The organism is Chloroflexota bacterium (genome assembly GCA_040902225.1).
Lineage (GTDB): Bacteria > Chloroflexota > Limnocylindria > QHBO01 > QHBO01 > CF-167.
The window spans coordinates 1-12,932 of sequence record JBBDXT010000005.1 but is presented as its reverse complement, the minus strand read 5'-3'; the positions used below and the strand labels follow the sequence as shown (position 1 = coordinate 12,932).

14 protein-coding genes, 2 tRNA genes, 1 rRNA gene and 1 other RNA gene are annotated in these 12,932 nt (G+C 67.6%); 13 read left to right on the top strand and 5 right to left on the bottom strand.

Annotated elements, in window-relative coordinates:
* Window positions 1-43 precede the first annotated feature (43 nt).
* On the bottom strand, window positions 44-466 hold the full coding sequence (locus WEB29_07715) for an SRPBCC family protein (protein MEX2136823.1): 423 nt from the start codon (window positions 464-466) through the stop codon (window positions 44-46).
* A gap of 114 nt (window positions 467-580) precedes the next feature.
* On the bottom strand, window positions 581-1,660 hold the full coding sequence (gene cax / locus WEB29_07710) for a calcium/proton exchanger (protein MEX2136822.1): 1,080 nt from the start codon (window positions 1,658-1,660) through the stop codon (window positions 581-583).
* A 313-nt stretch (window positions 1,661-1,973) separates the two neighbouring features.
* On the opposite strand from cax, the gene WEB29_07705 reads away from it, so the two are divergent.
* From WEB29_07705 to WEB29_07695, 3 genes are all read left to right on the top strand, one after another.
* Window positions 1,974-2,486, top strand: a complete 513-nt coding sequence (locus tag WEB29_07705; protein ID MEX2136821.1) for a hypothetical protein — start codon at window positions 1,974-1,976, stop codon at window positions 2,484-2,486.
* Window positions 2,487-2,641: 155 nt separating this feature from the next.
* The gene (locus tag WEB29_07700) at window positions 2,642-3,025 is read left to right on the top strand and encodes a metalloregulator ArsR/SmtB family transcription factor (protein MEX2136820.1); all 384 of its coding nucleotides are present in this window, start codon (window positions 2,642-2,644) and stop codon (window positions 3,023-3,025) included.
* Window positions 2,997-3,494, top strand: coding sequence for an SRPBCC domain-containing protein (locus WEB29_07695; protein ID MEX2136819.1), 498 nt, complete (start codon window positions 2,997-2,999; stop codon window positions 3,492-3,494). Before WEB29_07700 ends, WEB29_07695 begins: the two co-directional genes overlap by 29 nt.
* On the opposite strand, the gene dps is transcribed toward WEB29_07695, so the two are convergent.
* Entirely contained in the window at window positions 3,491-3,994 is a 504-nt protein-coding gene (gene dps, locus WEB29_07690; protein MEX2136818.1) for a DNA starvation/stationary phase protection protein Dps, read from the bottom strand. The genes WEB29_07695 and dps overlap by 4 nt on opposite strands.
* Before the next feature lie 92 nt (window positions 3,995-4,086).
* Complete coding sequence (locus WEB29_07685; protein ID MEX2136817.1) at window positions 4,087-4,422, bottom strand: hypothetical protein; 336 nt, start codon at window positions 4,420-4,422, stop codon at window positions 4,087-4,089.
* 188 nt (window positions 4,423-4,610) lie between these two features.
* Between WEB29_07685 and WEB29_07680 the strand changes: the two genes are divergently transcribed.
* Complete coding sequence (locus WEB29_07680; GenBank protein MEX2136816.1) at window positions 4,611-5,957, top strand: DEAD/DEAH box helicase; 1,347 nt, start codon at window positions 4,611-4,613, stop codon at window positions 5,955-5,957.
* On the opposite strand, the gene WEB29_07675 is transcribed toward WEB29_07680, so the two are convergent.
* Entirely contained in the window at window positions 5,954-7,405 is a 1,452-nt protein-coding gene (locus tag WEB29_07675; GenBank protein MEX2136815.1) for a phospholipid carrier-dependent glycosyltransferase, read from the bottom strand. The two genes, WEB29_07680 and WEB29_07675, sit on opposite strands and share 4 nt — an antisense overlap.
* Window positions 7,406-7,550: 145 nt before the next feature.
* On the opposite strand from WEB29_07675, the gene WEB29_07670 reads away from it, so the two are divergent.
* The 9 genes from WEB29_07670 to WEB29_07630 all read left to right on the top strand — a co-directional run.
* Complete coding sequence (locus tag WEB29_07670) at window positions 7,551-7,994, top strand: nucleoside deaminase (GenBank protein MEX2136814.1); 444 nt, start codon at window positions 7,551-7,553, stop codon at window positions 7,992-7,994.
* A 25-nt stretch (window positions 7,995-8,019) separates the two neighbouring features.
* A tRNA-Ser gene (locus WEB29_07665) sits at window positions 8,020-8,106 on the top strand.
* Window positions 8,107-8,120: 14 nt separating this feature from the next.
* A tRNA-Ser gene (locus WEB29_07660) sits at window positions 8,121-8,208 on the top strand.
* A 46-nt stretch (window positions 8,209-8,254) separates the two neighbouring features.
* Window positions 8,255-8,520: signal recognition particle sRNA large type (gene ffs / locus WEB29_07655), an RNA gene on the top strand.
* Between the two features lie 62 nt (window positions 8,521-8,582).
* The gene (gene dnaX / locus WEB29_07650; GenBank protein ID MEX2136813.1) at window positions 8,583-10,184 is read left to right on the top strand and encodes a DNA polymerase III subunit gamma/tau; all 1,602 of its coding nucleotides are present in this window, start codon (window positions 8,583-8,585) and stop codon (window positions 10,182-10,184) included.
* A complete protein-coding gene (locus WEB29_07645; GenBank protein MEX2136812.1) occupies window positions 10,181-10,498 on the top strand; it encodes a YbaB/EbfC family nucleoid-associated protein in 318 nt (105 codons plus the stop codon). Before dnaX ends, WEB29_07645 begins: the two co-directional genes overlap by 4 nt.
* Before the next feature lie 10 nt (window positions 10,499-10,508).
* The gene (gene recR, locus WEB29_07640; protein ID MEX2136811.1) at window positions 10,509-11,123 is read left to right on the top strand and encodes a recombination mediator RecR; all 615 of its coding nucleotides are present in this window, start codon (window positions 10,509-10,511) and stop codon (window positions 11,121-11,123) included.
* Window positions 11,124-11,294: 171 nt separating this feature from the next.
* Window positions 11,295-11,600, top strand: a complete 306-nt coding sequence (locus WEB29_07635) for a hypothetical protein (protein MEX2136810.1) — start codon at window positions 11,295-11,297, stop codon at window positions 11,598-11,600.
* Window positions 11,601-11,852: 252 nt separating this feature from the next.
* A 16S ribosomal RNA gene (locus WEB29_07630) occupies window positions 11,853-12,932 on the top strand; the annotation flags it as partial.

Sequence of the window (12,932 nt, the reverse complement as noted above, 5' to 3'; positions counted from 1 at the left end):
GTTCGAGTCCTCTCGGGCACGCCACCGATTCACGCGGCCGTGCTTAGTCCGATTCGGCTGCCCGCTTCATGCCCTCGGCTTCGAGGTTCATGTAGCGGTTGGTTAGCTTCTTGTAGAACAGGGCGATGATCGGGATCAGGAAGCCGCGCATGTCAAGTGTCAGCGTGAGCCGTGCCCGACCCTCTCCCAGCGCTTCGACGCGGTGGCCGGCGACGCTGGTGGTGCCGCCCGTCTTCTGCGTCCACTCGAAGTAGGACGGCGCATCCCAGACCGTGATGTCCCAGGTGCCCTCGGGTAGATTCGGCTGCTTGAGCCGCACGCGGCTGCCATTGCTGATCGGCGCCGGCGTCAGGAGCTCGACGATTTCGACGGTCTCGATGCGCTGCGGCCAGGCCTCGAGGGCGCTGAGCACGTCCCAGACGCGCTGCTGAGGAGCATCTATATCTATCGACTTCTCAAAGCGCATGCCGGGCGGTCTGCTCAGACGGAACCAGGGAGTTAGACATGGGCGCAGTCTAGCCGGGACGCGAGTCCCTCAAAGCGCAGCGTTTTCCAGCGGCCGTCCGTTCCCGCGTGGCCGTCACGGGGTCAGGAAGAAGAAGGCGATCGCCAAGATGAGGTAGACGCTGACCAGCTGCAGCCCCTCGACCCAGTTGCTGCGGCCGTCCAGGGCGATGTAGGCGGCGATCATCACGCCCACCGCCACTGAGACGACCTCGAGCGGGCTGAAGACCAGCGTCACTGGGTTGCCGACGATCAGGCCGAAGAATACGAGTACCGGCGCGGCGAATAGGGCGATCTGGGTGGCGCTGCCGATGGAGGTGATCAGACTGAAGTTCATTTTGTTCTTCCAGGCCAGCGTGATCCCGACCACGTGCTCGGCCAGGTTGCCGATCAGCGGGATCAGGATGATGCCGATGAAGAACTCGCTGATGCCCAGCGAGGCCACCGCCGGCTCCAGGGTATGGACCAGGATCTCGCTGGTTACGGTCAGCGCCGCGGCCGAAACGAGCAGCACGCCAAGCGACATCCGCCAGCTCCACTCGGGCGGCTCCTCGGGCTCTTGGGCGGTGGTGGACGACTCCGGCGAGCGGAGGAAGAACCAGGTCTGCGCCGCGTAGGTGACCAGCAGCAGGGTGGCCACCCCGATCGTTAGCGCCTCAATGCTGAAGAATTCGGGATCGCCCGGTCCCGTCCCCTCGCCGCCGCCGATCAGGAAGGCGAAGGTGGCCGGGATGACGAGGCCGATGGTGGCCAGGATCAGGGACGCGGCGTTCATGCCCGTCACCTCGGCGTCGTAGCGCTGCACGCCGTTCTTCAGGCCGCCCAGCAGCAGCGAAGCGCCCAGGACCAGCAGCAGGTTTCCGACGATCGAGCCGGTGATCGAGGCGTGGACGATCTCGATCTTGCCGTCCAGGATCAGGAAGGCGGCGATGATGATCTCGCCCACGTTCCCGACGGTGGCATTCATGATGCCGCCGATGCGCGGGCCGGCCGCAGCGCCCAGCTGCTCGGTGGCGTGACCCAGGGTGAAGGCCAGGCCAAGGATGGCCAGGGCGGCCACCCCGAAGGTGATCGTCTCGTCCACGCCCGTGAAACGCATGGCCACGGCGGCCAGGGTGCCGACCGCCGAGACGCCGTAGGCGATCCGCTTCACCATACCGTCGATGGTAGCGCGGGCTCAGCCGGACGCGAAGGCGCGCTGGATGGCGGCGAGCGCGCCGCCGGTCGCCCTCGGGCTGGATCGCCTGCGCCGCTTCCAGAGTGACGTCGAGGGACGGCGAGTGAGGGTCGCTCCCATATTGCGGACCTGAAGGTCGGAGGTTCGAGTCCTCTCGGGCACGCCATGTTCTCTCTCAGCGGCAGACCATGGTTGCCGCCGCGCGCCCCGTGGGGAATCCGCGAAACCGCGTCCGTACATACCTGTGTACGGGGGAATCGTCGCCGGACGCAACCGTTCCAGGGGAGAGCACATGCGCGCGAAATTCCTGACCATCGCCACGACCGTTCTTGCCGCCGCCGTTCTGGCCAGCTGCAGCAACGCGGGCTCATCGCCTTCTGAAGCAGCACCATCGCCTTCGACCGCGGCTCCATCTGAAGCCGCTCCATCGGCCTCGGCTGCCGCTCCATCGGCCCCGGCCGGAGAAGTGACCGTTGAGGCGACCGAGGTGGGCAGCCTCGGAACCGTCCTGGTCGCCGGCTCGAACGGGATGACCGTCTACACCTTCACGATGGACGTCAAGGACAGCGGCACGAGCAATTGCACCGGCGATTGCCTCGTCAACTGGCCGGCCCTGACCGTTCCTGCGGGTGTGACACCGAGTGGTGGAACCGGGGTGTCCGGTACGCTCGGGACGATCACCCGCGCCGACGACGGCACCATCCAGGTTACCTACAACGGGCTGCCGCTCTACTTCTTCATCGGTGACGAGGCCCCTGGTGATTCAAATGGCGTGTACACCAATTGGGAGGCGGTCACGCCCTGACAAATCGACGAGGTCCGCGTGCATGCCGTTGCGGCTTGCACCTGAGTCTCACGATGGTGAGAGAAGGAGGCCCTTCGGGGCCTCTTTCTCGTTTGAGGGGTTGACTATCACGTCGGAGCGTGTACAGTACCCGAAGGTTATATAACCAAGAGGTGATGGACACGCAGCAGGACGCACTCAGCACGACCTTCGCGGCACTGGCCGATCCAACGCGCCGGGCCATCCTGGCTCGCCTCGCTGAGGGGGAGGCATCGGTGAAGGACCTGGCTGCGCCATTTGAGATGAGCCAGCCGGCCATCTCCAAGCATCTGCGGGTGCTGGAGCGGGCAGGGCTGATCGAGCAGGGTCGGCAGGCGCAGTGGCGACCGCGTCGGCTGCGGGCAGGCCCGCTGCGGGACATCTCTGAATGGGTCAACCAGTACAGGCGCCATTGGGAGGAGAGCTTCGAGCGGCTGGATTCCTATCTACGCGAGCTGAACGAAAGGCAGGAGCAAGGAAATGGAGACGACGATGACCGACACTCGAATCGACCGAGGTAGCACCGACACCACGACTATCTACTCAGAGGGCGGCGACCTCGTCTTCGAGCGCACCTTCGACGCGCCGCGCGAGCGGGTCTGGAAGGCCTTCACCGATGCTGACCAGGTCCCACGCTGGTGGGGTCCGCACGGCACCACGACCACGGTCGCCGAGATGGATGTACGGCCGGGCGGCAAGTGGCGCTACGTCAGCAGCGCACCCGATCGCGACGAGGTGGCCTTCTACGGGGAGTATCTGGAGATCGACCCGCCCAACGGCTTCAAATGGACCTTCATGTTCGACGTGGAGGGGGTCGGCCCGCAGGGAGGCCCGGAGACCTTCATCCTCGAAGAAGTCAACGGGAAGACGAAGGTCACCTCCATCGGCCACATGGGGTCGCCCGAGATCATCGAGGGCGCGCTGGCGACCGGCATGGTCGGTGGTGCGATCGAGACCTGGGACCGCCTCGAGGCCCTGCTCGCCAGTTAGTCCTGCAGGTGCGCCTCGAGGAAGTAGAGGTACTTGTCGGCGCATCGGCTGATCTCGGTGAAGAGATCGGCGGTATTGGCGTCGCCGAGCTTGTCGGTCGTGTCGATCGCCTCGCGGGCCGAGTTGGTGAAGGCCGCGAGCCGCGTGGCGACCGCCTTCACGTATTCCATGCTGTCGGTGATGTCGGTAGGGAACTCCGGCAGCGTGCTGCTCGAGGCAGCCATCCGCACGGTGCCGCCTGCGTAGCCGCCCAGCGCAGTCACGCGCTCGGCAAACTCGTCGACCCACGCCGCCGCCTCGCCGGCGACGTCGTCGAACAGCTTGTGGAGCTGCCAGAAGTCGGCGCCCTTGACGTTCCAGTGCGCCTGCTTGGCCTGGCTCCAGAAGTCGGAGGCATCGGCCAGGTGCTGGTTGAGGAGCTTGATCGCCTTGGCCCGATCGGCGGCGGGAAGGTCGACGCTCGTCGTGAACGAGCGGGTTGCTGCTTTGGTGGTTGGCATGTCGAGCATCATCGCTGCCGATGATTTCGAGGACACCCTATCGGACGGAGGTCCGCCTCTTAGATCCGATGCACCGTCCGTCGCGGGGACGGTCAGTCAGCGCGGGACAACTCCTTGGCGGACGCTGCCGCGGCCAGGTCGTCGGCGGCCTTGCGGGCAAGGAAGATGGACCGATAGGACTCGTCCGACGTGGCGGAGTCGCCCGAGCGCACCTGCCATCCGCTGAGCTCGGGGACGTACACGATCTCGAACCCGGCGCGCTCTTCGGACGGGTGATCACCCTTGGCGACGAGGAGCGCTTTGCGACCGGCCGGCGTGCTGGAAGCTCGGATGCATCGGCCACACCGGGAGGTGACAAGCCCGTGGGGGCAGGTTCGACAGGAAGTGCACTCTTCGGTGCGGAATCCGTGGATGCAGGGGTCCGTCATGGCGTCCTTCGTGGGGCCCCAAGGGTACCACTTCCGCGCCTTGACGCCGATCGTGTATCATTTCGAAAACGTGTTCGATAGGCGCTCCGGTCCGCGGCCGCGGCTTCAACCCCGTCCCGATCCCGATCCAATCCTTTGCCCTGACCGGGCCCCGCATCTGAAGCGGGAGGGCCTCGTCAGGAGCTCTCATGTCCTTCTCCACGCTCGGGCTTGCGCCCGGACTGCTCCGCGCCGTCTCAGCGCAGGGCTATACCGAACCAACTCCCGTCCAGCGCGAGGCGATCCCGTTCGTCCTCGCCGGACGCGACCTGCTGGCCGGCGCCCAGACCGGCACGGGCAAGACGGCCGCCTTCGTGCTGCCGATGCTGCAGCTGCTCGCCACGACCCCACCGCGTACCAGTGGACGGCCGCGCATCCGCGCGCTGATCCTGGTCCCCACCCGGGAGCTGGCGATCCAGGTCGAGGAGAGCGTCCGCGTCTACGGCTCGAACAGCCGGCGCTCGACCACCATCTACGGCGGGGTCGGCTTCCCCGGTCAGCTGCGCGCGCTGCGCAACGGTCCGGAGATCGTCGTCGCCACTCCCGGTCGGCTGCTCGACCACTCGCGGCAGGGGACGATCGACCTTGGTGCGGTCGAGATCCTCGTCCTCGACGAGGCGGATCGCATGCTCGACATGGGCTTCATCCGCGACATCCGCTCGATCATCGGCCTGCTTCCACCCCGTCGACAGAACTTGCTCTTCAGCGCCACCTTCTCGAATGAGATCCGCGCTCTTGCCGAGGGCCTGCTCGATCGGCCGGCATCGGTCCAGGTCACGCCGCGCAACACGCCCACCGACCTGGTGCGCCAGGTCGTGCATCCCGTCGACCGCGCTCAAAAGCGGGAGCTTCTTTCGCACCTGGTGCGCACCCATGCGGTCGATCAGGCGCTCGTCTTCACCCGCACCAAGCACGGCGCCGATCGGCTCGCCAAGCAGCTGCTCGAGGATGGCATCGCCACCGCCGCGATCCACGGCAACAAGTCGCAGCCGCAGCGTGTGCGCGCCCTCAACGACTTCAAGGCCGGACGGGTGACACTGCTGATCGCCACCGAGGTGGCGGCTCGCGGCCTGGATATCGAGCAGCTGCCGCACGTCGTCAACTACGAGCTGCCGATGGTCCCCTCCGACTACCTGCACCGCATCGGCCGCACCGGCCGTGCCGGGATCGAGGGTGACGCCATCTCCCTCGTCTGCATCGACGAGGCACCGATGCTGCGCGAGATCGAGCGCCTGCTCGGCCAGCCCATCCCGTCGGAGGTCGTGCCTGGCTTTGCCATCGATCCATCGATCCGTCCCGAGCCGATCCGCCTCCGCAGCGCTGGCGGCGGCCGTCCGCAGGGATCACGTGGACTGCGTCGTCCCGCCCCAGCCGCATCGGCCAATGGCTGGCGGCCACGTCCCGGCAGGCGGCCACACCGTCGCCCGACCGGGTCGGGATCAGGTCAGCGCAGCGGCTCCTGGGTAAGTCTCCCCGGCGAGCGAACGCACCGCTAGATCCAGCACCACCCCAACGGTGGCGGTCCCCGGTCGATCTCGTCGTCAGGCAGCGTCAGGGTCGGGGCTCCCGGCCGGCTGCAATCGGTGAACCAGACTCGGGATCGCCACTCATCCGGAGTCAGGGGAGCGGCGGTCAAGATCGGATAGAAGAAGGCGAACGAGACGGCGATTGCGATCGCCCCCAGCCCGATTGCCATCCGCCCCGGCAGGGAACTCCACGCCAGTGCCGCCCACAGGCCGAGCGCTGCGTACAGGAACGGGATCGTCGGCAGCAGGTACCAGATGAAGACCTGCGAGCGTGAGCCCGAGAGGACCAGCCAGGGGAGATGGGTCGAGAGCGCCGCCACGAGTATTACGACCTCCGGACGGGCCAGGGGGGAACCGGATCGCAGCAACCGCACCCCGGCTGCCACCAGCGCGACGCCTCCCGGCCACCAGGTCAGCGGGTTGCCGATCGCCAGGACCTCGCGGTACGCGCTCCCGTCCAACGCCCACGAGTAGGCGACCGGGCGCTTGAGCAGGATCCACGACCATGGCGCCGACTCGTACGCGTGGTCGCCTGCCAGGCCGACGTGGAAGCGAAGCATCGCCAGCTGATGCTCCAGGATCTCCCGCCAGGCTGATCCCTCGCGCCAGGGGAGCGCAACCAGGTCGCCGTCCACCCGCCCGGCGTACGAGGCGACGTAGACGATCAGCGGCACCATGCCCAGCAGCACCAGCGACGGGCCCGCCTCGCGCCGGAACGAGTTGCCGAGGGCCGCCCGCCAGCCGCGGCGCGAATCCTCGCCCGGCCGGGCGGCGGAGGCCGCGACCTCCCAGGCAACCAGCAGCAGCACCAGGCCGATCGCCACGTAGCCACCCGACCACTTGACCGCCACCGCCGATCCAAGCACGAGGCCGGCTGCCAGCCTCCAGGGCCGGCCCAGGGAGAGGCGTTGGAGCCAGCGCGGCGCGCCAAGGTCCTCGCCTCGCGGCCCGCGTCGCCGGCCCCCGTCCAGCACCACGCACAGGACCACGGCGATCACGAACATGGCCACGAACGAGTCGAGCATGGCGACGCGCGATTGCACGAGGTCCAGGAAGTCGGTGGCCAGCAGGGCGGCGGCGGCTGTGGCGCCAACCGTCGCGGCGGTGCGCGATACGTGCCCCGCCAGCAGCCTGCGCACCAGTGCGTACAGCAGCGCCACGCTCAACGTGCCCGCCACGGCCGAGGCGATGCGCCACCCGAACTCGTCGTAGCCGAAGAGCCGGATGCCGATCCCGATCAGCCAGTTGCCGAGCGGCGGATGGGCACCGCTCACCAGGTCGTCGATCCCGCATTGGGCCGTGTCGATGACGAAGCGGCAGGCGTTGCGCGCGTAGAAGATCTCGTCGAAGACGAAGCCAGCCGGAGTCGTCAGGCCGACCAGCCGCACCGTCGCAGCGCCAACGGCGACCAGCGCCATGGCCACCCAATCGCGGCGTGCCCAGGCCGGCAGTTGCTGGATGGCTGGACCCCTTTCGAGCTGCCAGGGAGCGCGGCCCGTCGGTGGCCGCCGGTCCATGCTAGCGGGCGCGGAGGCCCGCGGACGGGCTGCTAGACTCCGAGCCGTGAACTACGAGCTGTACATGGCCGAGGCGATCGCCGAGGCTCGCCGGGGCGCCGAGGAGGGGGAGAAGCCGATCGGCGCGGTGGCAGTCCTGGACGACGCCATGATCGCCCGCGACCACCGCCGCATCCTCCTCCAGCGCGACCCGACCGCGCACGCCGTGCTGCTCACGCTCCAGGCGGCGGCGCGCAAGCTGGATGCCAAGCGCCTCCCCGAGGTGACGCTGTTCACCACCCATGAGCCCTGTGCCATGTGCGTGGGCGCGCTCCTCGAGGCCCAGGTTCGGACGCTGGTGTATGCCGTGCCGGACCACGAACGAGGCGCCGCCGGTGGCGCCGTGCAGCTCGCGCGCGCCCCCGGCATGCCGCACCAGATCTCCGTCATCTCCGGCGTACGGGAGGACGAGGCGCGCCGCCTGCTGGCCATCGCCCAGGCTCCGGCCTGACCCTCCGCTGCTAGACTCCCCAGCCGGAGAGGTGTCCGAGTGGTTTAAGGTGCCGCTCTCGAAAAGCGGTGTGCGATGAGCACCGTGGGTTCGAATCCCACCCTCTCCGCCACGCGCCGCACCCTCGGAGAGGTCGCCTAGTGGCCTATGGCGCCGCATTGGAAATGCGGTTCGGGGAAACCCGTCGGGGGTTCGAATCCCCCCCTCTCCGCCAGCCCTCGATTGACCGATGTCTTAGACCGCGGCTACCATCGCGGCGGCCGTGCTAGGTGGGGAACTAGCGGTGCCCTGCACCCGCAATCCGCTACAGCGGGACTGAATCCCCGGCCGAGGCTGATCCGCCTTCGTCTCCTACGACATTGACCGACGTTGAGAGTCGGGTCCCACGCAGCGAGAGTCCGTGAACCCCGTCAGGTCCGGAAGGAAGCAGCGGTAAGCGATCGCCCTCGGGTGCCGTGGGACGACCTGGCTGGAGCCGGTCGATGGACGTGTGTGCGGAAGCGATCGATCGACGTCGGGTGCACGGCCAATTCATCTGCTCATCGGCGACCGCGACCGAGCCGCGGTTCGGTGTACGGTTAGGAGGCCATGGTCGAACCCGCAGCCGCAGCATCTCCGGAGCCATCCGCCATCTATCGCCGATGGCGATCGCAGCGCTTCGAGGAGCTGATCGGGCAGGAGCCGATCGTCACCACCCTGCGCAACGCCGTGGCCGCCGACAAGATCGCGCACGCCTACCTGTTCGTTGGCCCGCGCGGCACCGGCAAGACCTCCATGGCCCGCATCCTGGCCAAGGCCATCAACTGCACCGAGCGCGGATCCGACGGCGAGCCATGTGACCGATGCCCCGCCTGCGTCTCTATCCGCGAGGGTCGCGCGATGGACGTCATCGAGATCGACGCCGCCAGCCACGGGCTGGTGGAGGACGCCCGCGACCTGGTGATGCGGGCGCTGACCGCGCCTTCCGAGCTACGCCGACGGGTGTACATCATCGACGAGGTCCACATGCTCAGCGCTCACGCCTTCAACGCGCTGCTGAAGCTGATCGAGGAGCCGCCACCGCACGTCGTCTTCATCCTCGCCACCACCGACACGCACAAGGTGCCGGCCACCGTCATCAGCCGTACGCAGCGCTTCGACTTTCGGCGCATCTCCGTGCCGCTGATCGTGGAGAAGCTGACGCGGATCGTTGCCGCGGACGGCGCACAGGCCGATCCGGAGGCGCTCGAGGTGATCGCCCAGCTCGCCGACGGAGGGATGCGGGATGCCGAGTCGCTGCTGGACCAGGTGCTCGCCTACGCAGGCGAGCGAGTCACGGCAGACGGCGTGCGCGAAGCCGTGGGCCTGGCCGACGAGGGCGAGATCAGCCGCTTGATCGACGCCTACCTGGCTGGCGATGCCGGAGCCGCCCTCGACCGGATCGAAACCCTGGCCGACGTCGGGCGCGACATGGGGCAGGTCGCCTCGCAGGCCGAGGGAGAGGCAAGACGGCGGCTGCTGCGATCGGCCTCCGATCCGGCCCTGGCGCGACGCCTGGCAGGCATGCTGCGCACCCTGGCCGAGGCGGCGACCGTCGGTGCCCGTGAGGGCCGTGCGCGCCTGGCGCTCGAGCTGCTGGCGGTCGAGGCGCCTCGCCCCGCCGCCGCCGTGTCGGCACCCGTTGTGGTGCCCATCGCGGCCGCTGCACCATCACCGGCACCTGCCGCGCCAGCCGAGGAGCTGCCTGCTCCACCGCCCGCGCGCGTAGCGCAGGCGCCGGCCGCGGAGGCACCGCCATCGGCCCAACCGCAACCCTCCAACGGAGACGCCCCGCCGACCGAGCTGACTGGCCTTCGGTCGCGCTGGGGCGACGTCGTCGAACGTGCGGCCCCCGCCATCAAGCCGCTCCTGCGCGAGTGCCGGCCGATCGCGTTCGACGGCGTTCGCGTGACGCTGGCATTCCCGGAGGAGCGCTCCTTCATGCGCGCCAAGGCCGCCACCCGGGCCCCGGCCATCGAGCAGCTGCTGAGCACCGTGCTGGGCGGGAGCTGGGCGATCGAGTGCGTCGCCAGCAACGTGGAGCTGGAGCCGCTGACCGTTGCCGAGGCGGTCGTCGCCAGCCCCGATGACACCGACGGCCTGGCGCTGCTGGAGGGGGTCCTGCGCATCACTGGCGGCGAGCTGGTCGAAGCCCCCGAGGTCAGATCGTGAACATCGGGCAGATCGCCAAGATGGCCCAGCAGATGCAGACCCAGATGGCCCAGGCGCAGGCCGAGCTGAAGGAGATGACGCTGGAGGCCACCGCCGGCGGTGGCGCGGTGCGGGTCGTGGTCACCGGGGCGCAGGAGGTGCGCCTGATCGAGATCGACCCGGCCGCTGTCGACCCGGCCGAGGTCGAAATGCTGCAGGACCTGGTCATGGCGGCGGTCAACGATGCCATCGCGCGGAGCAAGGAGCTCGAGCGCGAGCGGATGGCGTCGGTGGCCGGTGGGATGGGCCTCCCCGGCTTGCCGGGGCTGCCTTGAATCGGCCGGCGTGACTGGCCTGATCGCGCCGGTCGCGCGCCTGATCGAGGAGTTCAGCAAGCTCCCGGGGGTCGGACGCAAGACCGCCCAGCGCCTCACGTACCACATGCTGCGCGCCCCGGCGGACGAGGCTCGCGGCCTCGCCTCAGCCCTGGTCGCGGTGAAGGAGGAGGTCGCCTACTGCTCGACCTGCTGCAACATCACCGACCGCGGAGTCGATCCCTGCGCCTTCTGTGCCGATGACCGACGGGACGCCACGCGGATCTGCGTGGTGGAGGAGCCGCTCGACGTGCTGGCCATCGACCGCACGGGGGAGTACCGCGGCCGGTATCACGTCCTGCACGGGGCCATCAGCCCGATCGACGGCATCGGCCCGGACCAGATCCGGGCCCGCGAGCTGGTGGCGCGCGTGGCGGCCGGCGGGGTCGAGGAGGTAATCCTGGCCACCAACCCCAACCTGGAGGGGGAGGCGACCGCCATGTACCTGGCCGACCTGCTGGCACCGTACGTCCCGATGGTGTCGCGCATCGCGCGCGGGCTACCGGTCGGAGGCGACCTGGAGTACGCCGACGACGTGACCCTCATCCGCTCGCTCCAGGGTCGCCGGCAGGTTGACCGGTCCTGAGTGGTCGTTTCTCTCCGATGGTCCGATGCCCGCCGGCCTGGGACTCCACCCATGGTTCCGGCGACCCCTCGATCTGGCGATCCATGCCGACGCGGTCCTGCCCTCGAACCTGGATCCTGACGCATCAGTTCAAACAGCCTCCGGCCCCTGGGACCTGCGTGCCATTCGCGCGTGCCGGACGACCTTGATGCGACATGGCTCGCGCCAGCGGACCCCGCGGTGCAGCTGCACTGGCCCGCGATCGGCGTCACGGCCACGATGCGGGTCCGATCCGGCGCCGGCGTCTGCATCGTCGTCGCCAGCCCGAGCTCGCTGGACGCGGTCGCAGTCGAGCCACAGACCCATGCCCCGCAGGGACTGCGCCGGTTCCTGAACGGCGAGCCGGGCGGGCTCCACGCCCTCGATCCTGGCGATACGATCGGGCTGACCACCGAGCTCGCCTTCGAGGCGGCCTCGCCACGGCCCGTCGCGGCTTGACCTGCGAGCGGACGCCGCGTAGACTCCGAGATCGCGCCGGCATGCAGCCGGCAGGCGAAGGGAGAACGGCGACCCGCCCGGGTTGCACGCTCCGCGCCAAGCTTCCCATCACGGAGGCCAAGCATCGAGCGAGACCGATCCGTCGGTAACGTGACCTTAACAGCTGAAGAGTGACAGGAACCCACACGAGTCAACGGGACAAACGTCTGAACTGTGAACGGTGGTGGAGCCCTCGGGCAAGACCACTGTTTTTGTTTGGAGAGTTTGATCCTGGCTCAGGACAAACGCTGGCGGGGTGCATGAGACATGCAAGTCGAACGGGGTTGAGCGGGCTTGCTCGATCAACCTAGTGGCGGACGGCTGAGTAACGCGTAGGTGACCTACCCGGAAGTGGGGAATAACTGCCCGAAAGGGTGGCTAATACCGCATACGGTCGACGATTCGTTTCGTCGTCCAAAGGAGTAATCCGCTTCCGGCGGGGCCTGCGTCCGATTAGCTAGTTGGTGGGGTAACGGCTCACCAAGGCGACGATCGGTAGCTGGTCTGAGAGGATGATCAGCCAGACTGGGACTGAGAACGGCCCAGACTCCTACGGGAGGCAGCAGTCGGGAATTTTGCCCAATGGACGAAAGTCTGAGGCAGCAACTCCGCGTGAGGGACGAAGGCTCTCGGGTCGTAAACCTCTTTTCTCAGGGAAGATCCAAGACGGTACCTGAGGAATAAGCCACGGCTAACTACGTGCCAGCAGCCGCGGTAATACGTAGGTGGCAAGCGTTGTCCGGATTTACTGGGCGTAAAGAGCGCGCAGGCGGCTGGTCAAGTCCGATGTGAAATCTCCCGGCTCAACTGGGAAACTGCATCGGAAACTGATCGGCTTGAAGGTGGGAGAGGGTAGTGGAATTCCCGGTGTAGTGGTGAAATGCGTAGATATCGGGAGGAACACCAGTGGCGAAGGCGACTACCTGGCCTATTCTTGACGCTGAGGCGCGAAAGCTAGGGGAGCAAACGGGATTAGATACCCCGGTAGTCCTAGCCGTAAACGATGAACACTAGGCGTAGTCGGTATCGACCCCGGCTGTGCCGTAGCTAACGCATTAAGTGTTCCGCCTGGGGAGTACGGCCGCAAGGCTAAAACTCAAAGGAATTGACGGGGGCCCGCACAAGCAGCGGAGCGTGTGGTTTAATTCGTCGCAACGCGAAGAACCTTACCAGGACTTGACATGTGGCGGAAAACGGCGGAAACGTCGTCCTCCCGCAAGGGACCGTCATGCAGGTGTTGCATGGCTGTCGTCAGCTCGTGTCGTGAGATGTTGGGTTAAGTCCCGCAACGAG